The organism is Amycolatopsis lexingtonensis, from assembly GCF_014873755.1.
Lineage (GTDB): Bacteria > Actinomycetota > Actinomycetes > Mycobacteriales > Pseudonocardiaceae > Amycolatopsis > Amycolatopsis lexingtonensis.
Window position 1 is genome coordinate 7,922,036 of sequence record NZ_JADBEG010000001.1, and the last position, 21,365, is coordinate 7,943,400.

Here is a 21,365-nt window from a genome sequence, read left to right on the forward strand (position 1 = left end):
CTGACCACGACGAAGGGCGAGATCGATGGCCGAAGAGCGCGAAGAGCTGAGCTGGGAGCTGTTCGGCACCGCGAGCCGTGAACTGGCTCACACCATCGCCGACGACGGCTTCGCGCCGGACCTCGTCCTCTCCATCGCCCGCGGCGGCCTCTTCGTCGCCGGCGCGCTCGGCTACGCGCTCGACGTCAAGAACCTGCACGTGATGAACGTCGAGTTCTACACCGGCGTCGACCAGCGCCTCGACCTGCCGGTGATGCTGCCGCCGGTGCCCAACGTCGTCGACCTGACGAGCAAGAAGGTGCTGATCGCCGACGACGTCGCCGACACCGGCGCCACCCTCAAGCTCGTGCGCGACTTCTGCCTCGACCACGTCGCCGAGGTGCGCTCGGCCGTCGTCTACGAGAAGCCGCACTCCACGGTCAAGTGCGAGTACGTCTGGCGGCACACCGACCGCTGGATCAACTTCCCGTGGTCGGTGCTGCCGCCCGTGGTCTCCCGTGAAGGCCAGGTGCTCGATGCCTGATCCGCTGAAGCCCCTCCTCGACCTAGAAGGCGTCGCCGCGGCCGCGAAAGCCGCGCAGGACGCCGTGTTCAAGGTGCACCGCCTGCCCGCCAACCTCCGCGGCGGCGCGGCGACCGCGGCCGAAGCGTCGGTGCGCGCCGCCCGCGCGTCCGCCGGCATCGAGGGCGCCAACCCGGAACTGCCCGCCGACGGCGCGGTCGCCGACCCGGTCCTCGCGGGCGCGCTGCGCGTCGCGGAGACCCTCGAAACGCTCCTCCCGACGTGGCGCCGCGCGCCTCTCCAAGCCCTGGCGCGCTTGCACGTTCTCGCCGCGGCCGACCTCGTCGACGACCTGGATGCGTTGGGGCGCCCGCATTCCGGCGGTGGCCGCCTGGAGCTGCTGGCCCAGCTCGTCACGGGCGCGACGTCGGTGCCGGGTCCGGTGCTGACGGCCGTCGTGCACGGAGAACTGTTGGCGCTCAAGCCGTTCGGCAGCGCGGACGGAGTCGTCGCGCGCGCGGCCGCTCGTTTGACGATGGTCGCTACCGGGCTGGACCCGAAGGCGCTGAGCGTTCCCGAAGTCGCGTTCTTCCGCCGGGTGCCGCGCTATCTCGAAGCAGCCGAAGGATTCGCGAGCGGGAAACCCGAAGGCGTGCGCGAGTGGCTGCTGTTCAACTGCGAAGCGTTCGAAGCCGGTGCGCGCGAAGCGAAGAGCATCTCGGACGCCGCTTCCTAGGCAGCGAGGACCGCGAGCAATTCGCGCTCGCGCTGTGCGCTGAGGCCCGCACGCCGCTCCCGGTCCAGACCCTGCTCGCGTTCCCAGCGCAGCGTGTCGGCCAGCAGCTCCGCCCGGGGCCGGTGCCGCAGTCCCGCGGCGCGCGCCGAGGAGCCGTCCCGCGCCGACCACCCTTCCCAGCCCGGCTCGGCCAGCCACAGGGGTAGCGACTCGGGCCCCATGTACTCGGCCACGCCGTTGGCGAGCAGCCACGCCGATTCGGCGGCGACCACGCGGCCGGTGTGCCCGCCGGCGGCGCGGGACAGCTCGATCCACTCTCCGAACGGGACGACCGGGCCGACGGCGTTGTAGGTGCCGGTGGTTCCGGTCGCCGCGGCGTCGAGCAGCCAGGAGGTGAGGTCCCGGACGTCGATCACCTGGGTGGGTGCGGCCGGCGTGGCGGGGACCAGCATCGGCCCTCGCGGATCGCGTGCGGCGCGGGCGGCCCAGTACCCGGAGCGCCCGCTGTGATCGCCGGGGCCGCCGATGAGCCCGGCCCGCGCGATGAGGAGCCGGTCACCCACCACGGCCGCCGACGCCTGCTCGCAGGCGACCTTCGCCTCGCCGTACAGCTCGCGGCCGGCCTCGCTCCGGTCGGTGGGGGCGAGCAGGGGAGCGGTCTCGTCCGCCCCCGGCGAGGCGTGGGAGGCGTAGACGTTGCCGGACGAGACGTACGCCCAGTGCCCGGCCTTGCGGCCCAGCGCGTCGAGCGCGCCCCGCACGAAGCCCGGTTGCCACGACACTTCGACGACCGCGTCCCACACGCGGCCGAGCAAGGGCTCGTACGCCGACGGATCGCGCCGGTCGGCGGCGACCAGCGTCGCTCCGTGCGCGACCTCCCCGCTCTCACCTCGCGCGAGACAGGTCACCCGGTGACCGCGTTCGATCGCCTGCCGGGACAGCTCCCGCCCCACCCACGCCGTTCCGCCCAAGACCAGGATCTCCACCCCGGCAGCCAAGCACGGATTCCCGCTCCCGCCAGGCGGATTCGCTGACAGCGGACGCAGCGTCCTAACCGGACAGTTTCGCCGACCACTTCTCTTCGATCCGCCCGAACCGCCACACGGCCAGCGCGACGACCCAGGTGAGCACGAACAGCCCGACGATCCCGAATCCGACGTAGTCCAGGTCCACCGAAGCGATCGCGGCCAGCGGTCCCGAGGTGATGTCCAGCTTCTCGGTAAGGATCGACACCAGCTCGATCGTGCCGATGACGAACGCGACGGCGACCGACAGCGTCGTCACCGTGATGTTGTAGAAGATCTTGCGCACCGGCTTCGCGAACGCCCAGCCGTAGGCGAAGTTCATGAAGCAGCCGTCCACGGTGTCGAACAGGCTCATCCCGGCGGCGAACAGGATCGGCAGCACGAGGATCGCGTACCAGGGCAGCGCGAACGTGGCGGCGCCCGCGGCGAGCACCAGCAGCCCGATCTCGGTCGCGGTGTCGAAACCCAGGCCGAACAGCAGGCCGACGGGGTAGATGTGCCACGGCTTCCGCACGGACTTCGTCGCGCCGCGCAGCACGCGGTTCAGCACGCCGCGGTTGTCCAGCTGCCGCTCCAGCGCGGCCTCGTCGAACTCGCCGTGGCGCATCCGCCGGAACACCCGCAGGATGCCGACCAGCACCACGAGGTTCAGGATCGCGATCACGTACAGGAACACGCCGGACACCGACGTCCCGATGAGGCCGGTCGCGTCATGCAACGCCGAGGAGCCGTCCTCGACCTGCCCGGCCAGCGCGCGGACACCGAGGGAGAGCAAGAGGCACAGCGCGAAGACGATCGTCGAGTGCCCGAGGGAGAACCAGAACCCGACCGACAGCGGCCGCTGGCCGTCGGCCATCAGCTTGCGGGTGGTGTTGTCGATCGCGGCGATGTGGTCGGCGTCGAAGGCGTGCCGCATGCCGAGCGTGAACGCCGTGACGCCCAGCCCGATCCCGAACACGCCCGTCGTGCCCAGCGCGTAGTGGTGGGGTGCGACGAAGACCGCCAGCACCACCCAGCCCACGACGTTGAGCAGCAGGATGAACCCGGCCATCCCGCCGACCGACACCCACTCGCGGCGCGAAAGCCCGCGCCGCGAGTCCTCTTCCGTGCCCGCCATCGCCCACCCGCCTCCCTCTCATCTGAGAGGTTAGACAGGTGAACAGATGAACGGCAATGAGTTCTAGCTGGCGCGCACGCGCACCAAGTCCAGCGCCTTCCGCACGTGCCCGCCCGACGTGTGCAGCGCCTTGGCCGCGCTCGTGACGTCGGTGCCCGAAAGCAGGTGCACCAGCGCCACCTTGAGGTCGCCCCCGGCCTCGGTGAGCGCGTCCGAGCAGTCCGCCATCGTCATGCCGGTGGCTTCCTGCAGGATCCGGATGGTCCGGCCGCGCAGCTTCGCGTTCGTCGCCCGCATGCTGACCATCAGGTTGGAGTAGGTCCGGCCCAGCTTGATCATCGTCGCCGTGGAGAACGACGTCAGGATCATCTTCTGCGCCGTGCCCGCCTTCATCCGGGTCGAGCCGGCGATCGCCTCCGGGCCGGTGTCGACGGCGATGAGCACGTCGACGCCGACGGGCTTGGCGGCCTTCGGGTTGCCCGAGACGAGCCCGGTCCGCGCGCCCTGGCGGGACGCCGCGGCCAGCGCGCCCAAGACGTACGGCGTCCTGCCCGACGCCGTCAGCCCCAGTACGAAGTCGCCCGGCTGGACCATCGCGGCCATCTCGGCCGCGCCGGCCCCGTCGTCGTCTTCGGCGTTTTCGACGGCGCTGCGCAAGGCCTTCTCGCCGCCCGCGTGATGCGCGATGAACCAGTCCGCCGGCACGTTGAACGTCGGCACCAGTTCGGCCGCGTCCAGTGTCGCCAGGCGCCCGGACGTCCCGGCGCCGACGTAGTGCACCCGGCCGCCGGCTCGCAGGGCGTCGACCGCGTAGTCCACCGCGCGCGCCACCTGGGGCAGCACCGCGGCCACGGCGCCGGCGACCGTGCGGTCTTCGGCGTTGATCGCGCCCAGGATCCCCGCGGTGGACATCAGGTCGATGTCCGTGGTGCGGGGATTGCGGGTCTCGGTCGGCGAATCGACGTGCACCGCCTGCGTGGGGACGGTCATCATGCGCCTCACATTTTCTCCGGTCATTACTTGCCGGTTTCCCGCGGACGGCGACGACCGTCCGGCCTGACCCCCAAGCGGTGCGAGCCGACCGCGTCCCTGGTCGCGTCCAGGGCGCTGACCGACGCGTCCATGTGCCGCTGCGCGACGCCGATGAACAGGCAGTCGATGACGGTGAGCTGGGCGATGCGGCTCGCCGTCGCTCCCGAACGGAAAGTGGTTTCCCGTGCGGCGGTCGTCAAAACGTAGTCGGCGACCTCGGTGATCGGGGACCGCGGGAAGTTCGTCACGGCGATGGTGATCGCGCCGTGCTCGCGGGCCACGCGCAGCGCCTCGACGGTGTCGGTGGTCGCGCCGGTGTGCGAGACGCCGATGGCGACGTCACCGGGGCTGAGCACCGCGGCCGAGGTGAGCATGATGTGCGTGTCCGACCACGAGAAGCACACGCGGCCGATGCGGTGCAGCTTCTGCTGGAGGTCGGCGGCGACGAACGCGCTCGCGCCCACGCCGTAGACGTCGACGCGGCCGGCGCTCGCGACGACCTCGATCACGCGCTCCAGCGTGGCCACGTCGAGCTGGTCGGCCGTCTCCTCGACCGCGCGGGCGTCGGCGAAGCTGACCTTGCCGATGACGGCCGCCAGGTCGTCCTCGGGGCCGATCTCGCCGCCGAGGTTGCGGGTCGTGCGGGCCTCGGTGCGCGCGGTGTCCGCGGCCAGCGCGATGCGCAGCTGCGGGTACCCCCCGACGCCGACGGCCTTGCAGAACCGCGTGACGGTCGTTTCGCTCGTGTTGGCGGCCAGGGCCACCTCGGTGATGCTGCGTCTCGCGACCTGCGCGGGATCCTCCAGCACCACCTTCGCCACACGCTGCTCGGCGCGGGCCAGGCCGGGGAGCAGGGACCGGATCCGGACCAGCGGGCTGGCGTCCGCGTCCCGCACGGTCGGCTGGACCGATACGGGCTCGGACGGTGCCGTGCCGATTACGGATTCGGTATCACTCACCGTCGGAAAGTTACTAACCGTTGGCATCTGCGACAAGGCTACCCACACCCTTCGGTCGGATCGCAACCCGTCCGTGTCTGCGGATCTGGATTTGCGATTAATCACTGACCAGAAAGTCGCCAACCAGGTCGGTCATGTTAACGAGGTCAAGCTAACGACTTGGCAACTTAGTGTCGCGGTGCAAGCGGCCAACGGACGGTAAACTCGGGTGTTTGTTCGACAATTGGCGACAGCTCGGTCACCGAGCGCTCAACTGCCAACCCTCAGCGACGAAAGCGGCGGGGTTTCGTTCACCGTCGAGGAGTGATCGGCCGCTCTCGGTGACTTTCACACCGTCGACCGAAACTCCGCGTCCCGTGTAACTCGGATCGGTGCTGTAACGCCACCTGAGGCTCACCGACGCCGCTCGAGGCAGTGTCCCGATGACCTTCCACCAGGCACGGTGGCCGTGTCCGGAGAGCGACGTCACAGTTCCGGAGGGTGCCCCCGGCCCCGATACCGATACAGCGATCGGTTGCCAGTTCACGCCGTCGGTGCTGGCCTGCAGCTGAAGTGGATCAGTCGGCCCTTCGGTGTCCACGAAGGCGTAGAAAGAGACGCTGGCTTGATCACTTTCCGTAGTAAAAGGCCGCGTACTCAACGTGGCGACGCTCGCGTTACCCAGCGTGCTCGTCCAGGCGTCCTTCCCGGCCGCCGGCCGGACCGCCATGGCCCTGGCCAGCGAGGTCGCCCACACCTGGCGGGCGGTGTTGATCGAGCCCCAGCTCCGGCTCGGGTGCACGCGGTTGGTCAGCAGGACGGCGAACGAGCGCGACTCCGGGTCGATGACCAGCGTCGTCCCGGTGAAGCCGGTGTGCCCCGCGGTGACCGGCGACGCCAGCGCGCCCATGTACCAGGGCTGGTCGAGCTCGAAGCCGAGGCCGTGCGAGTCGTCCGGGAACTGCTGGTTGTAGTTCGTCAGCATCTGCCGCACGGTCTCCTCGCCCAGGATCCGGTGTCCGCGGTAGCTGCCGCCGTTGAGGATCGTCTGGGCGAGCGTGGCCATGTCGCCGGCGGTGCTGAACACCCCGGCGTGCCCGGCGACGCCGCCGAGCGACCACGCGTTCTCGTCGTGCACGCTGCCGCGCACCATGCCGCGCGGCGGGTTGGCCTCGAACTCCGTCGCGGCGATCCGGTCCAGCTTCGACGCGGGTGGGTTGTAGCCCGTGTCGACCATGCCGAGCGGCGCGGTGATGCGGTCGTGGACGACCTTGTCGAGGGGCTGCCCGGTCAGCTTCTCGACGATGAAGCCGAGGGTGAGGAGGTTGATGTCGGAGTAGAGGTACGTCGTGCCCGGCTTGTTCTTCAGCGGGCTGTCGAGCACGGCCTGCCGGCGCGACGGGATGTCCGGGTAACCGGCCCACAACGACGGGATCGGGTCGGCGTCGAACCCGGAGACGTGCGTGAGCAGCATCTTGACCGTGATGGCCGCTTTGTCGCCGGTGGCGAACTCGGGGAAGATGCGCGACACCGGGGTGTCGATGGTCAGCTGCCCGCGGTCGACGAGCTGCAGGACGGCGATCGACGTGAACAGCTTCGAGATCGAAGCCATGTCGAAGATCGTGTCGTTCCGCATCGGGACCTGCTGCTCGGCGGGCAGTTCGGTGCCCGCCGCGTCGGCGTACCGCACCGCCCCGCCGACCGCGTACCGGTCGACGACGACGCCGTCGTGCGCCAGCAGGCCCACCGCGCCGGAGAAGTGCGGGTGCCCGGTTGCGTCCGGCTTGGTCCAGCTCGCCAGGAAGTCCTCGGCCGCCTTGATCGGCGCCGGGTCCAGGCCGACCTCCTGCGGGGGCCCGGTGCGCAGGGTCGTCCACGCCGGGGCGAACCCCTGCTGCGGCCGGTCGAAGCGGCCGGCGTCGTGGCGTCCCGTGATGGCGCTGGCTCCCGAGGTCAACGTGGTCAATGCGACCAGCACTCCGGTGGCCGCGGCGAGGACCTTCCTAGCACGCACGAGTCTCCCCCTCAGCGGTAGAGCAGGTAGTGGCGACGTCCGCGGTCGAACTCGGCGAGCTCGGCCCGCCAGGCCCCGGTGACCTCGTCGACGCCCGCCCCGGCGTCGATCGCGGTCCGCAGCCGGTCGGAGCCGGAAAGCTTGTCGATGTAGTTGTCCGGGCGCCACGCGAAGACGTCCGGGTGCAGCGCCTTCGCCGTGACGAGCATGGCGACCGCGGTCCGGATCGCGTCGAAGGCCCGCGGGTCGCTCACGCTCAGCTGCACGCCACCGCAGGTCTGGTTGACGAACTTGCTGAACGTCGGCACGAAGTAGACCTCGCGGAACTTCGCGCCCGGCAGCGCGAGGTCTTCGAGCTTCTCGCGCCAGCGCCAGTCGAGCCCGGGCGCGCCGATGATCTCGAACGGCCGGGTCGTCCCGCGGCCCTCGGAGAACACTGTGCCCTCGAACATGCCGGTGCCCGGATAGACGAGCGCGGTGTCCGGGGTCGGCATGTTCGGGCTCGGCAGCACCCAGTTCAGCCCGGTCCGCGCGAAGAGCGTGTCGCGCTGCCAGCCGCGGACCTGGACGACATCGAGGTGGTCCAGCTTCACGCCGTCGCCGGGCAGGAACTCCCCGGCGAAGTAGCGGGCCAGCTCACCGGCGGTCATGCCGTGCTGCTGGACGATCGGCTTCCGCCCGATCCCGGAGGCGAACTTCGGGTCGAGCAGCGGGCCGGCCGCCCGGCCGCCGATCGGGTTCGGCCGGTCGAGCACGACGAACGCGGCTTTGGCCTGGGCGGCCGCCACCATCGCGGTGTAGAGCGACCAGATGTAGGTGTAGAAGCGTGCGCCGACGTCGGCGATGTCGAAGACGACGGTGTCGACGCCCGCCTTGGTGAACAGCGAGGCGAGCTTCGTCGCGTCGACGCCGTACGCGTCGTACACCGGGACGCCCGTGCGGGGATCGGTGTAATCGCCTTCGGAGCCGCCGGCCTGCGCGCTCCCGCGGAAGCCGTGCTCGGGCCCGAAGGCCGCGACCGGCTTGACGCCGGCCGCGACCATCGAGTCGACGATGTGGTCGCCGTTCAGCAGCACGCCGGTGGGGTTCGACAGCACCCCGAGCTTGCGGCCCTTGAGCGGACCCCAGCCCTGCGCGGCCAGCTGCTCCGCGCCGGTGAGGACGCGGCCTGGGCCTTGTCCTTGGCCAGCTTCCGGCTCGGCTGCTTCCGGCTGGGCTCCCGCGACGGCCGAACCGCCGGCCAGCAGGGGGACCGCCAGCGCGCTCGCGCCCAGGAAGCGGCGCCGGTCGAGCGTCACCAGGTCAGCCCGTGGCCGAACGGGTACTTGACGGTGGTCAGGTCGGCGCCCGCCGGGACGTCGACCGGCAGCTTCCCGACCGGCTTCGTCTCGCCGAGCACCACCTTGGCGAGCGCCTCGAGGGTCGGCGTGATGTAGCCGTAGGTGGCCAGCCACGTCTTGACGGTGCTCGGGTAGCCGGCGTCGTAGGGGATCTGCGCGGCGACCGCGACGACCGGTTTCCCGGTGGCCTGGAGGGCGTCGAGCAGCTTGGTCTGCCGGGGGTAGGTGGCGATGTTGTTGGTCAGCACGACCACCAGGTCGGTGTTCTGGGCGTTCGCGACGGCTTGCGCGATCTGCGCGTCCGTCGGCGCCTGCCCGGTCTGGTAGGCGGTCGCGGCCGTGCCGTGCGCGGTCAGCTTCTGGGCCAGCGTCGCCGTCGTGGAGACGCCCCAGCCGGTGACGAGCGTGGTCGCGGGCTTCTGCTTCAGCGGCAGCAGGCCGGCGTCGTTCGAGATGGCCGTGATGCCGCGGTCGGCGATGTCCTGCGCCGTCGCGAGGCTCGCCGGCACGCCGACGGTCTTCATCACGCGGTTCGCGTCGACGAACGGCGAGAACAGGATGCCGCGCTTGAACTTCAGCTTCAGCACGCGCAGCACGCTCTGGTCGATCCGCTGCATCGGGATGTCACCGGTCTTCACGGCGTTGAGCACCGAGTTGACGGCGAGGTCGAGGTGCACCGGCATGAGCAGCTGGTCGATGCCGGCCTTGAGCGCGAGCACCGGGATCTCGGCGTCGCTGTGCAGCTCGCGCACGCCCTGCATCTCGAGGGCGTCGGTGACGACCACGCCGTTGTACCCGAGCTCGTCACGCAGCTTGCCGGTGATGATCGGCTTCGACAGCGTCGCGGGTTCGAGCGACGGGTCGAGGCTGGGGAACTGGATGTGCGCGCTCATGATCGAGTCGACGCCGGCCGCGATGGCGGCCTTGAACGGCGGCACGTCGGTGGCCCGCCACTGCGCTTCGGTGCTGTCGATCCGCGGCAGCCCGGTGTGGCTGTCGGTCGGCGCGGCGCCGTGCCCGGGGAAGTGCTTGGCGGTCGCGGCCACGGACTGCTGGAAGCCCTTGAGCTCGGCGGTGACGAAGTCGCTGGCCAGCCCGGGCTGGCCAGCGAAGGACCGCACGCCGATGACCGGGTTGGCGGGGTTGGAGTTGACGTCCGAATCGGGCGCGAAGTCCTGGTTGATCCCGACCGCGCGCAGCTCCCGCCCGAGGATCGTGGCGGCCTGCGTCGCCCGGCCGGTGTCCCGGCCGGCGGAGATGGCCATGGCGTTCGGGAACTCGGTGGCCGGCGCGCCCATCCGCGTGACGGTGCCGCCCTCCTGGTCGGCGGCGATCTGCAGCGGGATGTGCGCCCCGCTGGTGATGGCGGCCTTCTGCAGCCCGTTCGAGAGCTTCGCGACCTGGACCGGGTCGTCGAAGTTGTCGCGCGTGTCGTTGTTGAAGTAGATGACACCGCCCAGGTGGTACTTCCGGACCACCTGCGCCGGGGTGTCGACACCGAAGTCGGTCTGGTTCTTCGGGTTCACCTCGTCGGCCGTCTTGCCGTTCACCCAGGTGATGAACAGCTGCCCGACCTTTTCCTCCAGCGTCAGCCCCCGCAGCGCCTGCGTGGCGGCGGCCTCCGCCTGCGCGTCCACGCTCATCCGCGGTGCGCTCGCCGCGGTCGCGACACCCACACCGGTGAACGCGAGCACCCCCGCGACGGGCAGGGCGAGCGCATGGAACCTCCGATTTCGGGTCGTCACGACCAGCCTCCCAGAAAGTTGCGGGCGCCCGGCGGACGTCAGAAGTCCACTCGGAGGCGCCAGTATCGGGAAGCTACTCACCGAATCCGTCGATGTCCATCGACCGACCGCAGCAACGGGTCGTTCGTACCCGGATCGGTAGGAAACCCTGCACACAGACGAGGCGGCGCCCGTGGCCGAGGGCCACGGGCGCCGCCTGCAAGCGCGAACTTCTCGGGCGACCAAGCGTGCAACTCTGGTCGTACCTACATGGACTCGGCGTGTGGCGTCCCACTACGCAGTCCCTAGACGACGAGCCTCCCGCGGCGCGCTGCGCGTGGGTACCCGGAGTCCGCGCACGGAGGTTTGCCGGGGTGGAACAGGCTTCTCTTCTACCTGCTCCCTGGCCGACCGAACGTCCGCACCTACTTTCTACGCCGTGAGCCCGGTCACTTCAAGTGCGCGGATGGGTGCACCGGTACAGAGGCTGGATCGGGTGACACAGGCACCCTGCGCGACGGACAATTCGAGGCTGGGCCAAGCAAAGCGGGGACCGTACGGCCGTGTGGGTGGCGGGTCGGGCGGCTACCGGGACCGACGGCGACGGCTGAGGCCGTACCAGGTCGCTCCGGCGGCCACGGCGCCGACACCGAGGGCGACGATTCCCGCCGATCGGGTGGGGATCCGGGTGCGCAGCGACATCGGCCGGTCGAACGCGAGGATCGGCCAGCCGCGGTCGAGCGCCTCGCGCCGCAGGAGCTTGTCCGGGTTGACCGCGTGCGGGTGCCCGACCACTTCGAGCAGCGGGATGTCGGTGCTGGAGTCGGTGTAGGCGAAGCACTCGGCGAGGTCGTAGCCGTGCGTCGCGGCGAGCTGCTTCGCGGCGACGGCTTTGTTGGCGCCGTAGCAGTAGAAGTCGACTTCGCCGGAGTAGCGGCCGTCGACGATCTGCATCCGCGTCGCGACGCTGCGCGTCGCCCCCAGCATTTCGGCGACGGGGGCGACGACCTCCTCGCCGGTCGCCGAAAGCACGATGACGTCGTGGCCGTCCGCGCGGTGGCGCGCGATCAGCTCCGCCGCTTCGGCGTACACGAGCGGGTCGACGACGTCGTGCAGGGTTTCGCGGACGATCGCCGAAACCTGGGCGACGTCCCAGCCCGCGCACAGCGCGGAAACCTCGGCGCGCAACCGCTCGGTCTTGTTCTCGTCGGCGCCGGCGAGCGAAAACACAAGCTGCGCGTAGGCGCTTCGCAACGCGGCGCGACGGTTGATCAAACCCTCCCTCAGCAAGGGTTTGCTGAACGCCAGCGCGCTCGAGGAAGCGATGATCGTCTTGTCCAGGTCGAAGAACGCGGCCACCGCGTGCTCCGGGCCCGGCTTCCGCGTGCGCGACGGCGCACTGCTCGGTTCGGCCACGTCGCCCAGGATAAGAGCTTGATCGCGGCGCGTCCCGTTGATCCACCACGGGCGCGCCGCATCGCCGGAAATTCCATGACAGGAAGGCACTTCCGGCGCGCTGTGCCGTTACCGAACTGTGTGCCTCGTCCGGCGCGCGAACCGGCACCGGGCGGAGTTACAGTGAGGGAGCCCGGTGTCCAACCGGGCCGGTTCAGTCCGACCCCCCGGGGCTGAACCCACGGCGGCCCCCGTCCCTCCCCCCTGGCGGGGGCCGCCCTCTTACCTTCCGCTAACCTTCGCCGCTTTTCTTTTGGCCGGGCGGAATCCGTCTTCCGGTGCCACCGGATCGTCGGGTGCGGCGGTTCGCACCTCTTTCCGCCGCACGTGCGTCGCGGGCGGGCGCGATCGTGCCACAGCCCACCGACAAAACCGGTTCGCGAGCCACTGCCCGGCCGGAAGTTGTCCACAGCACCCGGGTTGTCCACAGCTCGCCGCCCGACCCGTTGTGCCCCCGTGCCCCGGCCCGCGACCGTGGAAGCCGGGCCACCCACGGCCCGCACCGACGACGGGGGAGGAACGCATGACGGGGGAACGACCGCTGGTGGTCGCCGCGGACGAAACCGTGCTCGACGAGATACTGCGCGTGGCGGCGGTGGCGGGCTGCGAGCTGGACCGGGCACCGGACCTGACGGCGGCGCACACCCACTGGGCCCGCGCGCCCCTGGTGGTCCTCGACGAAGAAGCCGTGCGGCTGCCACCGGCCCTGCCCCGGCGCCGCGGGATCCTCCTGGTCTGCAAGGGCAGTCCGGGACCGGAGACGTGGCAGCACGCGTTCCGCGGCGGCGTCGAGCGCGTGATCTCGTTGCCGGACGAGGAGACCGAGCTGGCCGGCGCGTTCGCCGACGTCGTCGAAACCCCGGCGGAGGAAGCCGGCCTGGTCCTCGGCGTGATCGGCGGCCGGGGCGGCGCGGGCGCATCGGTGTTCGCGGCGACGCTGGCACTGGCGGCCGACCGCGAGCCCGGCGGCGCCCTGCTGGTGGACTGTGACCCGCTCGGCGGCGGCCTGGATGTGTTGCTCGGCTTGGAAAAGGCCCCCGGCCCCCGTTGGTCGGACGTACGCCTGACGGGCCGCGTCTCGTTGCCGTCGCTGGCCGCGACCCTGCCCCGCCGAAAGCACCGCGGCGGCAGCCTGCCGGTACTGGCCTGCGGCCCCGAAGGCGAAGGCCCCTCGGTCGAATCGCTGTCGGCGGTCCTTTCCGCGGGCCGCCGCTCGGGCCGCACGGTGGTCTGCGACCTCCCCCGCACCCTCACCGACGCAGCCGCGGAAGCGGTCGCGGTGGCCGACCTGGTGGTGCTGGTGGTGCCGGTCGAACTCCGCGCCTGCATGGCGGCGAAGCAGGTCTTGCGCCGCCTGTCCGAGCTGACGGCCCGAACCGGCGTCGTCGCATGTGGACGTTCGAGCACCGACGCGGGCCAAGCCCAAGCAGCCGGCCTCCTCGGCCCACCCCTACTGGCCGCAATGCCCCCGGAACGCGGCCTCCCAGCAGCAGTCGAACGCGGCGAGTTCCCAGCGAAAACGACGGGCCCGGTAGCCAAAGCAGCAGCCCGAGTACTGGCTGCAGCCCGCCACGAAGCCCGAACGGCCACCCGATGACAGCACCGACGAGAATGCGCGACCTCCTGCTGACAACCCTGCTGACCCTGGCAAGCCGCGGTCCGGCAAGCGCGAAGAACTTCCTGTCACTGCTGCCACCCGCCACCCAAGCCACGCCCACCCCTTCCCCGACGCTGGTGCCCCTCCCGCCACAAGCGGGCACCCGCGTCACGGCCGAGGCCACCCCACCCCCGGCTGGCACCCGAGTCACAGCCCACACCACCCCAACCGACCCCCCAACCAAGCCGGTGACCCCATGACGACCGACTTCGTGGACCGCGTCCGCAACCGCCTCGCCGGCGACCGCCGCCAAGCCGACCCGGTCGCCGTCGCCACCGCCGTCCGCGCCGAGGCAGCCGGCGCCCTCGGCCACAACGCCGTCCTCGACGCGGCCCGCCAAGCCCGCGACGAATTCATCGGCGCCGGCCCACTGGCCCCGCTCCTCGAGGACCCGACAACCACCGACGTGCTCGTGACCGGCCCGGGCGAAGTCTGGACGGACGGCCCCGCCGGCCTCACCCGCACCACCGTCAGCTTCACCGGCGAGGAAGCCGTCCGCCGCCTGGCCCAGCGCCTCGCCCTCGCCGCGGGCCGCCGCCTCGACGACGCCCAGCCCTATGTGGACGGCTGGCTCCCCGGTTCCGGTCCGCACGGCCGGATCCGCGTCCACGCCGTCCTCCCACCGATCGCGGCGGCGGGCACCTGCCTGTCCCTCCGCGTCCTCCGCCCGGCGACACACGACCTCGCCGCACTCCGCACCCTCGGCGCGTTCGACGCCGAAGGCGCGAAGCTGCTGCGGACCGTCGTCGCGAAGCGAATGGCCTTCCTCGTCACCGGCGGCACGGGCGCGGGCAAGACCACGCTCCTCGCCGCGCTGCTCGGCGCGGTCGACGGGAGCGAGCGGATCGTCTGCGTCGAGGACGCCGGCGAGCTGCAGCCCGCGCACCCGCAGTTCGTCAGCCTCGTCGCCCGTCCGGCCAATGTGGAGGGTGCGGGCGCGGTCGGCCTGCCCGAGCTGGTGCGCCAGGCACTGCGCATGCGCCCCGACCGCCTGGTGGTCGGCGAGGTCCGCGGCGCCGAGGTCGGCGCGTTGCTCACCGCGCTGAACACGGGCCACGACGGCGGCGCCTGCACCGTCCACGCGAACTCCCCGGCCGAGGCGCCCGCCCGCATCGAGGCGCTGGCCGCGCTGGGCGGTCTCGGCCGCGATGCCGTGCACAGCCAACTGGTCGCGGCGATCCGCGTCGTCCTGCACATGCGACGCGAACAGGGCGGCCGCCGTCGCCTCGCCGAGGTCGGCGTCCTCCGCGCCGAACACGGCCGGGCCCGGGTGGTGCCGGTGTGGCGCGCGGGCCGCTGGACGATCGACCGCCACCTGTTCGCGACCTCGGGGGCGATCGCGTGCTGACCCTCCTGTTGCTGCGATTTTCTTTGCTGGTGAACGCTTTCCCGCGCGAGCCGAGGAGACGCCGGTGATCACGGCGTGGCTCCCGCTGTGCTTCGGCGCGGCCCTGGCGTGCTGGCCCGCGCCACCGAACCGGCTCCAGGCGGCGGTCGAGCCACCCACACCGCTCCGCATTCCCGACGTGTGGCGCGTCGTCCGCTGGCTGCTCCCGACGGCACTCGCCGGCCTGCTGGCCGGCGTCGGCGGCGCGATCGCCGCCGGCGTCCTGACGCTGGCGTGGCGCCAGGAGTGGCGAGCCCACCGGCGCGCCACCGCCGAGCTGGCGATGGCCGCGCACACCGCGACCGCGTTGCGGACGATGGTGGCCGAGCTTCGCTCCGGAGCCCACCCCGTCACCGCGGCGGAAGCGGCCGCGGACGTCGTCCCGGCGCTGGCGAACGACTTCCGCATCTTGGCGACGGCGGCCCGGCTCGACAGCGAACTGCGCGCACCGGCCCTGCCGGAACTGGCGGCGGCCTGGACGCTGGGCAAGCGCTACGGCTTACCGATGGCCGACGTCCTCGACGCGGCCCGCCGTGACGCTGAAGCGGGTCTGGGCTTCGCCCGCCGGATGCGCGCAAAGCTGGCCGGACCCCGGGCGAGCGCTGCGGTGCTCACCGGCCTGCCGGCGCTCTGCCTGCTCCTCGGGCAAGCCATGGGCGCGGCTCCACTGTCCGTCCTGACCGGCAGCACGCCGGGCGGGCTGCTGCTGATCGTCGGCAGCCTCCTGCTCTGGGCGGGAACGGCCTGGTGCCGCGCACTGACCGGACAGGCGCGCATCCGATGAACGCCGCCGTACTCGTACTCATCGCCTCAGCCCTGTTCATCTGGCCGGACGACACGGCAGCGCGGCGCTTCGCCCGGCCTCACCGCGAGCGCGCCCGGAAGTGGCCATGCGCGATCGGCCCCATCGCGACGGCGTCTGCCGGCGTGTCGACGGCGCTGCTGGTCGGCGGGGCCACCGGGGTGACAGTGGGTGCGATCGTGACTGTCACCGGCTGGTGGGCCATCCGCCGCGCCCGCCGTCCACGCGCACCGACGACGAACATCGCGACCCGGCTCCGCCTAGCGGGAACACTCGACCTCCTGGCGGCCTGCCTGCGAGCAGGACTGCCCGTTCCCACGGCACTCGACGCCGTCGCCGGCACCGCGCCCCCGGAAGCGGCCGAGGCACTGCGCTCGACCGCCGGCCACCTGGCCCTCGGTTCCCGTCCGGAAGAGGCGTGGGATCCGGTGCGCACGACCCCCGGCCTCGCCGAACTGGCGGGCGCGGCCACCCGGACGTCCCGCTCCGGCGCGGCCTTCGCCACGGCGGCCGCCGACCTCGCTGTCCGCTTCCGCGACGAGCTGGCCGCGGAAGCGGAGGAACGCGCCGAACGGGCCGGGGTCGCGTTGGCCCTGCCGGTGGGCGTGTGTTTCCTGCCGGCCTTCTTCTGCCTGGGCGTGCTGCCGGTCGTCCTCGGCCTGGCCGGCCACCTCGGCCCGCTCTTCTGACCACCAGTACCGAAGGGAAGTCCCATGCGTGCGTTCAAGCGCCGCCTTCGCTCGGACGAAGGCTCCACGACCGTCGAGTACGCGATCGTCACCGTGGCCGTCGCGGCGTTCGCCGCTGTCCTCTACACCCTGCTCACCGGAGACTCGGTGGTCTCGTGGCTGACGAACCTGGTCATGAAGGCCCTGACGGTGCCGTCATGACCCGCCGCGACGAAGGGGCGGTGACGGTCGAAGCGGCCCTCGGCTTGGCCGGCCTGACGGTGACCACGGTGCTGCTGGTCGCGGCCCTGACGGCCCTGACGGGCCAGCTGCGCTGCACCGACGCGGCCCGCGAAGCGGCAAGACTCCTCTCGAGGGGCCAGCCCGAACTGGCAGCGGCGGCCGTCCACCGGATCGCCCCGTCGGACGCGAAGCTCACCATCGAGCAAACAGGCGACGCGATAACGGTGAAGGTGACAGCCCAACCAGCTGGCGGCCTGCTCCCGGCGGTCCACCTGAACGCGACGGCCTACGCGGTGGCCGAGCCGGGCACCGGGACCGAAGATGGCTGACCTCCGTTCGGACAGCGGCGCGGCCACGATCTGGACAGCACTGGCCGTCGCCGCGTTGACGGGCGTGGCCACCCTCGGCATCTGGCTGGCAGCGGCAACGATCGCCCGCCACCGAGCCGAGGCGGCAGCCGACCTGGGCGCCCTGGCGGCGGCCTCCCACGCGTCGGAAGGTCCGACGCAGGCCTGCGAACGCGCCCGCTGGGTCACCGACCGGATGGGAGTGAAGCTCCTGACCTGCCGCTGGCAACGCCTCGACGCCCTGATCGAGGTCGAGTCCCCAACCGGCGGTATCGCCGGCCTCCCCGGCCCGGCAGCCCGAGCCCGCGCCGGTCCCACCAGCCAGCCCCCGTGACGCGAGGGTGGCCAGAGATGGCCACCACGGCAGCCCGCCGCCTCGGCGGTGCAGGGTGGTGCGGCCGCCACGACGGCTGCCTGCCGCCGCCAGCGTGCAGCGGCCTGCTACCTCCGGGGTGCAGCGCGGGGCGCCCGCCACAACGAGAGTCTCCCGCCGCCGCGGCAGGTGCCAGCGAGCCTCACCCGTGATGGCTGGCGGTTCGTGCGGCGTGTGCTTGTTGGCGCGGCTCCTAATGCTGCGGCGTGTGCGGACGAGCATCGGCCGCAGTGGCTGGCGGGTACGTGCGGGGGCGCTGGCTGCCGCCGCGGCCCGCTCGCAGGCCATCAGGCGTGCCCGCCGGTGGCCAATTGGCCACCCCACCCACCCGCCACCGCCCGCCACCGCTTGCCGAGCACCGGTCGCCAGAGCCGCTCGTCGCCTTCAGCCGGGCTTGCCGCTCGCCCGCGCCGACCGGTCGGTATGCGGCGATAACCGGCTCGTGCCCCGGACCCGCCGACGAGCGGCGCATCGTCACGGGCAGCGGTCGTTAGTGCACGGCGAGCGGTCGAACACCCCGCTCACCTGGGCCGAACAGCGGCGCCGCGGCCGCCGCCCGTCCGTTCCGCGAGCGGCCTGTCCTGGGGATTCGCACGACGAACGGTCCGTCCGCGGGCGCCGTTCGCCGTCGATCCGTGCCGCCGGGTTCGGTCGGGCCGTAGAGATCACTGGGCGTTCATCGCCTCGTAACCACCGGTTGTCGCGTGGGGGTTCCGAGCAATGTGCAACTTGCCGTTAAGTGAGATGTGCGACACGGCGACAGGGTTTAGCGGGTCGCGGCGAACCGGAACCTAAGGCAGGAAGACAATGTTGGACGCGAATTGGCCGGACAGCTGGCGAGGTGCCTTCCGCATCGAACTGCGGGCGGAGGCGATCGGACTCGCTTGGCGCGGCTGGCCAGTGCTCCCGGGCGTCAACCCCGCTCCGCTCACCGAGGGCGACGACCTCACCTGGCGCCGTCCGGTGCCGGCGAGTGAAGCCTGGCGCGAGCAGATCGGCACCCACGCCCACGAGGTCGCCACCTGGTTCTCCGACCGCACCCACAGCCTCCTCGTCGCGACCGGCACCGTGCTCGACGCCATCGAGGTCGACGACGAACTCGGCAAGCGCGCCTGCCGCCTGCTCCGCGCCATCGGCCACCCCGCGCCGATCATCGCGCTGCCGAACGGCCGCTGGCTCTTCCTGACCACCGTCGCCGACCACGTGCCGGCCGAGCTGGCGTCCCGCGCCGGCATCCAGTGGCACGGCAAGGACAGCTACATCCCGCTGCCGCCGTCGCCGTTCCAGCACGGTGTCGTGCACTGGCGCGTCAAGCCCGAGGTCTGCGGCTGGCAGCTGCCGGACGCCGCCGAGGTGCACGACGTGCTCGTCCGTGCGCTGGCCGGTGCCGAAGCTTCGCACCTGGTTCAGACCACCGCGGCCTGAGCCACCCGAACCACCGCCCTCGGCCGGTCCCAGCCCGGCCGAGGCGGAGCAGGACACAACTCCATGAACCACCAAGTGGCTGTTCTAGCTCCCGTGTTGACGCAACGCCCCGAGCACGGTTTCCAGAACGGCCACCGCACCCGCCTTGTCCAGCGGATCGTTGCCGTTCCCGCACTTCGGCGACTGAACGCAGGACGGGCATCCCGTCGGGCACTCGCAGGAGACGATCGCCTCCCGCGTTGCGGCCAGCCACGGGACAATCGCGGCATAACCGCGTTCGGCGAATCCCGCACCCCCGGGATGGCCGTCATGCACGAACACCGTCGCCTCCCCGGTGTCGTCGTGCCACGCGGTACTCACCCCGCCGATGTCCCACCGGTCGCACGTAGCGAACAGCGGTAGCAGGCCGATCGCCGCGTGCTCGGCGGCATGCAGGGCACCGGGGACCCGTGCCGGAACCAATCCGGCACCCCCCGGTGTCCTGCCACCCTCGCGAGCGGGCCCCCGACCGCTCGCCAGGGTTTCCTCCCCGGTCCCCACCGGCCCCGCAGATTCGGTCCCCACCCGATGGCCCCCGGTCCCCGCCACGCCATCGGCCGAAGAGCCGCCGAGCAGCTCGGCGGAAACCGTGTACCAGACCGCCCGCGTGCGCAGGCTCTGCTCCGGCAGGTCGAGCGGCGTGTGGTCCAGTACCTCCCCGGACGGCCGGCGTCGCAGGTACCCGACGACCTGCGACGTCACGGCCACTTCGCCGAGGCAGACGCTCACCCCGCCGAAGTCCTGCTTCTCCTGGGTGCTGAGCACCGAAATGTCCACGACCTCACGCGGTGTCGTCGTCCAGTCCGGGTTTTCCGCGTGCACCAGCGCCAGCCCGGTCTCCAGGTCCAGCTCGTCGACGACGTACGACGACCCCTGGTGCAGGTACACCGCGCCGGGGTGGACGGCGAAGCACGCCGAGCCCGGGTCGACCGTTCCCAGCATCCGGCCGGAGTCCGCTTCGACGACCGCGATCTGCTCGCCGCCCGTGCCGCGGATGCCGACCTCGGCGTGCGGCCGCTCCCGCGATGTCCAGTACCAGCCGCTCGACCGGCGCCGCAGCAGCTTCTGCTCCGCCAGCTCGGTCAGCACCTCCAGCGCCGCCGGGCCGCCGAACACCTCCAGCTCGGAAAGCGTCAGCGGTAACTCGGCCACGGCGCACGCGAGCTGCGGCGCCAGCACGTACGGGTTCGCCGGGTCGAGCACCGCCGTCTCCACCGGCCGTTCGAGCAGCGCCGCCGGGTGGTGCACGAGGTAGGTGTCGAGCGGGTCGTCCCGCGCGACGAACACCACCAGCGCGGAATCGCCGGACCGGCCCGCGCGCCCGGCCTGCTGCCAGAACGAAGCGAGCGTGCCCGGGTAGCCGGCCAGCACGACCGCGTCCAGCCCCGCGATGTCGACGCCGAGTTCCAGCGCGTTCGTCGTCGCGACACCCAGCAACCGCCCCGACAGCAACGCCGCCTCGAGTGCGCGACGCTCCTCGGGCAGATAGCCGGACCGGTACGCCGCAACGGTTTCCGCCAATACCGGGTCCACTTCGGACAGTATGCGACGCGCACCCAGCGCGGCCAGTTCAGCTCCCCGGCGCGACCGGATGAACGCCAGTGACCGAGCGCCTTCGAGGACCAGGTCGGCGAGGATCCGCGACGTCTCGGCACCGGCCGAACGCCGGACCGGCGCGCCGTTCTCCCCGGTCAGTTCCTCCAGCAGCGGCGGCTCCCACAGCACCACCGTGCGGGCTCCGCGCGGAGAGGCGTCGTCGGTCACGGCGACACAAGGCACCCCCGTCAGCCGCGAGGCGAACGAAGCAGGCGAAGCCGTTGTCGCCGAGGCGAGCACGAACACGGGCGAAGCGCCGTAGTGCTCGGCCACCCGCCGCAGCCGGCGCAGCAGCAAGGCGACGTGCGAGCCGAACACCCCGCGGTAGCTGTGGCACTCGTCGACCACGACGCAGCTGAGCCGCCGGAAGAACGACGCCCACCGCCCGTGCGCCGAGAGGATCCCGCGGTGCAGCATGTCCGGATTGGTGAACACCCAGTTCGCGTGTGCGCGCACCCAGTCGCGCTCCGCCATCGGGGTGTCCCCGTCGAACGACGCCGCCCGCACGCCCGGGACGTCCAAAGAGGACACCGACCGCAGCTGGTCCGCGCCCAGCGCCTTTGTCGGCGACAGGTACAGCGCGTTCGCCTTCTCGCCCGCGGCGAGCCGCGACAGCACCGGCAGCTGGTAGGCCAGCGACTTGCCCGACGCCGTGCCGGTCGAAATCACGACGTGACGACCCTCGTACGCGTGCGCGGCCGCTTCGGCTTGGTGCGCCCAAGGAGCCGAGACGCCGCAGTCACGCAGCGCAGCGACGACCGCCGGTTCCGCCCACGACGGCCACTCTGCGTAACCCGCTTCGCGGCCCGGAAGGTCTGCCACATGCGTGACCGGGTTCTCGCGCGCGGGGATGCCGGCGGTCACCCGCCCCAGCAGCCGCCGCCCTCTCGAGTCCTCCACCAGCTGAGCTTGGCACAGGGGTCCGACAGTTCTCGCATCCCCAGC

19 protein-coding genes are annotated in these 21,365 nt (G+C 71.7%); 10 read left to right on the top strand and 9 right to left on the bottom strand.

The window, feature by feature from the left end; all coding sequences use genetic code 11:
* Positions 1–25 precede the first annotated feature (25 nt).
* Both H4696_RS36740 and H4696_RS36745 read left to right on the top strand, forming a co-directional pair.
* Positions 26–523, top strand: coding sequence for a phosphoribosyltransferase (locus H4696_RS36740; protein WP_086857908.1), 498 nt, complete (start codon positions 26–28; stop codon positions 521–523).
* Entirely contained in the window at positions 516–1,238 is a 723-nt protein-coding gene (locus tag H4696_RS36745) for a Fic family protein (protein WP_086857907.1), read from the top strand. The genes H4696_RS36740 and H4696_RS36745 overlap by 8 nt, the downstream gene beginning before the upstream one ends.
* On the opposite strand, the gene H4696_RS36750 is transcribed toward H4696_RS36745, so the two are convergent.
* From H4696_RS36750 to H4696_RS36785, 8 genes are all read right to left on the bottom strand, one after another.
* On the bottom strand, positions 1,235–2,224 hold the full coding sequence (locus H4696_RS36750) for an NAD-dependent epimerase/dehydratase family protein (protein WP_086857906.1): 990 nt from the start codon (positions 2,222–2,224) through the stop codon (positions 1,235–1,237). The two genes, H4696_RS36745 and H4696_RS36750, sit on opposite strands and share 4 nt — an antisense overlap.
* Positions 2,225–2,288: 64 nt before the next feature.
* Entirely contained in the window at positions 2,289–3,380 is a 1,092-nt protein-coding gene (nicT, locus tag H4696_RS36755; RefSeq protein WP_086857905.1) for a Nickel transporter NicT, read from the bottom strand.
* A gap of 63 nt (positions 3,381–3,443) precedes the next feature.
* The gene (locus tag H4696_RS36760) at positions 3,444–4,373 is read right to left on the bottom strand and encodes an N-acetylmuramic acid 6-phosphate etherase (RefSeq protein WP_086857904.1); all 930 of its coding nucleotides are present in this window, start codon (positions 4,371–4,373) and stop codon (positions 3,444–3,446) included.
* A gap of 23 nt (positions 4,374–4,396) precedes the next feature.
* Positions 4,397–5,371, bottom strand: coding sequence for a MurR/RpiR family transcriptional regulator (locus tag H4696_RS36765; protein ID WP_439384245.1), 975 nt, complete (start codon positions 5,369–5,371; stop codon positions 4,397–4,399).
* Positions 5,372–5,609: 238 nt separating this feature from the next.
* On the bottom strand, positions 5,610–7,328 hold the full coding sequence (locus H4696_RS36770) for a serine hydrolase domain-containing protein (RefSeq protein WP_086857902.1): 1,719 nt from the start codon (positions 7,326–7,328) through the stop codon (positions 5,610–5,612).
* Positions 7,329–7,375: 47 nt separating this feature from the next.
* Positions 7,376–8,662: an exo-beta-N-acetylmuramidase NamZ family protein gene (locus H4696_RS36775; RefSeq protein ID WP_086857901.1), complete on the bottom strand. Its 1,287-nt coding sequence runs from the start codon at positions 8,660–8,662 to the stop codon at positions 7,376–7,378.
* Entirely contained in the window at positions 8,659–10,347 is a 1,689-nt protein-coding gene (locus H4696_RS36780) for a glycoside hydrolase family 3 protein (protein WP_225957778.1), read from the bottom strand. Before H4696_RS36780 ends, H4696_RS36775 begins: the two co-directional genes overlap by 4 nt.
* Positions 10,348–11,013: 666 nt before the next feature.
* The gene (locus H4696_RS36785; protein WP_086857899.1) at positions 11,014–11,844 is read right to left on the bottom strand and encodes an HAD family hydrolase; all 831 of its coding nucleotides are present in this window, start codon (positions 11,842–11,844) and stop codon (positions 11,014–11,016) included.
* Positions 11,845–12,406: 562 nt separating this feature from the next.
* On the opposite strand from H4696_RS36785, the gene ssd reads away from it, so the two are divergent.
* The 8 genes from ssd to H4696_RS36825 all read left to right on the top strand — a co-directional run bounded on the left by ssd (position 12,407) and on the right by H4696_RS36825 (position 18,785).
* Positions 12,407–13,480 carry a septum site-determining protein Ssd gene (ssd, locus tag H4696_RS36790; RefSeq protein ID WP_086857898.1) on the top strand — a complete coding sequence of 358 codons (1,074 nt, stop codon included), beginning with the start codon at positions 12,407–12,409 and terminating at the stop codon, positions 13,478–13,480.
* A 256-nt stretch (positions 13,481–13,736) separates the two neighbouring features.
* Positions 13,737–14,888 (top strand): TadA family conjugal transfer-associated ATPase, encoded by a 1,152-nt coding sequence (locus H4696_RS36795; protein WP_192782737.1) that lies wholly within the window; start codon positions 13,737–13,739, stop codon positions 14,886–14,888.
* 64 nt (positions 14,889–14,952) lie between these two features.
* Complete coding sequence (locus tag H4696_RS36800; protein ID WP_086865510.1) at positions 14,953–15,711, top strand: type II secretion system F family protein; 759 nt, start codon at positions 14,953–14,955, stop codon at positions 15,709–15,711.
* Positions 15,708–16,418, top strand: a complete 711-nt coding sequence (locus H4696_RS36805) for a type II secretion system F family protein (protein WP_086865511.1) — start codon at positions 15,708–15,710, stop codon at positions 16,416–16,418. Before H4696_RS36800 ends, H4696_RS36805 begins: the two co-directional genes overlap by 4 nt.
* 24 nt (positions 16,419–16,442) lie before the next feature.
* Positions 16,443–16,619 carry a DUF4244 domain-containing protein gene (locus H4696_RS36810; protein ID WP_086865512.1) on the top strand — a complete coding sequence of 59 codons (177 nt, stop codon included), beginning with the start codon at positions 16,443–16,445 and terminating at the stop codon, positions 16,617–16,619.
* On the top strand, positions 16,616–16,969 hold the full coding sequence (locus H4696_RS36815) for a TadE family type IV pilus minor pilin (protein WP_225955900.1): 354 nt from the start codon (positions 16,616–16,618) through the stop codon (positions 16,967–16,969). The genes H4696_RS36810 and H4696_RS36815 overlap by 4 nt, the downstream gene beginning before the upstream one ends.
* Entirely contained in the window at positions 16,962–17,321 is a 360-nt protein-coding gene (locus tag H4696_RS36820) for an Rv3654c family TadE-like protein (protein WP_086865513.1), read from the top strand. Before H4696_RS36815 ends, H4696_RS36820 begins: the two co-directional genes overlap by 8 nt.
* Before the next feature lie 846 nt (positions 17,322–18,167).
* On the top strand, positions 18,168–18,785 hold the full coding sequence (locus tag H4696_RS36825; protein ID WP_086865715.1) for a bifunctional DNA primase/polymerase: 618 nt from the start codon (positions 18,168–18,170) through the stop codon (positions 18,783–18,785).
* A gap of 84 nt (positions 18,786–18,869) precedes the next feature.
* On the opposite strand, the gene H4696_RS36830 is transcribed toward H4696_RS36825, so the two are convergent.
* Positions 18,870–21,284, bottom strand: a complete 2,415-nt coding sequence (locus tag H4696_RS36830; RefSeq protein WP_192783112.1) for a DEAD/DEAH box helicase — start codon at positions 21,282–21,284, stop codon at positions 18,870–18,872.
* Positions 21,285–21,365: the final 81 nt, after the last annotated feature.

Bases quoted from the DNA above. Each gene is read 5' to 3' on its own strand.
- H4696_RS36740 (WP_086857908.1), top strand. From the start codon at position 26: ATGGCCGAAGAGCGCGAAGAGCTGAGCTGGGAGCTGTTCGGCACCGCG.
- H4696_RS36745 (WP_086857907.1), top strand. From the start codon at position 516: ATGCCTGATCCGCTGAAGCCCCTCCTCGACCTAGAAGGCGTCGCCGCG.
- nicT (WP_086857905.1), bottom strand. From the start codon at position 3,380: ATGGCGGGCACGGAAGAGGACTCGCGGCGCGGGCTTTCGCGCCGCGAG.
- H4696_RS36760 (WP_086857904.1), bottom strand. From the start codon at position 4,373: ATGATGACCGTCCCCACGCAGGCGGTGCACGTCGATTCGCCGACCGAG.
- H4696_RS36780 (WP_225957778.1), bottom strand. From the start codon at position 10,347: ATGAGCGTGGACGCGCAGGCGGAGGCCGCCGCCACGCAGGCGCTGCGG.
- ssd (WP_086857898.1), top strand. From the start codon at position 12,407: ATGACGGGGGAACGACCGCTGGTGGTCGCCGCGGACGAAACCGTGCTC.
- H4696_RS36795 (WP_192782737.1), top strand. From the start codon at position 13,737: ATGACGACCGACTTCGTGGACCGCGTCCGCAACCGCCTCGCCGGCGAC.
- H4696_RS36805 (WP_086865511.1), top strand. From the start codon at position 15,708: ATGAACGCCGCCGTACTCGTACTCATCGCCTCAGCCCTGTTCATCTGG.
- H4696_RS36810 (WP_086865512.1), top strand. From the start codon at position 16,443: ATGCGTGCGTTCAAGCGCCGCCTTCGCTCGGACGAAGGCTCCACGACC.
- H4696_RS36815 (WP_225955900.1), top strand. From the start codon at position 16,616: ATGACCCGCCGCGACGAAGGGGCGGTGACGGTCGAAGCGGCCCTCGGC.
- H4696_RS36820 (WP_086865513.1), top strand. From the start codon at position 16,962: ATGGCTGACCTCCGTTCGGACAGCGGCGCGGCCACGATCTGGACAGCA.
- H4696_RS36825 (WP_086865715.1), top strand. From the start codon at position 18,168: ATGTTGGACGCGAATTGGCCGGACAGCTGGCGAGGTGCCTTCCGCATC.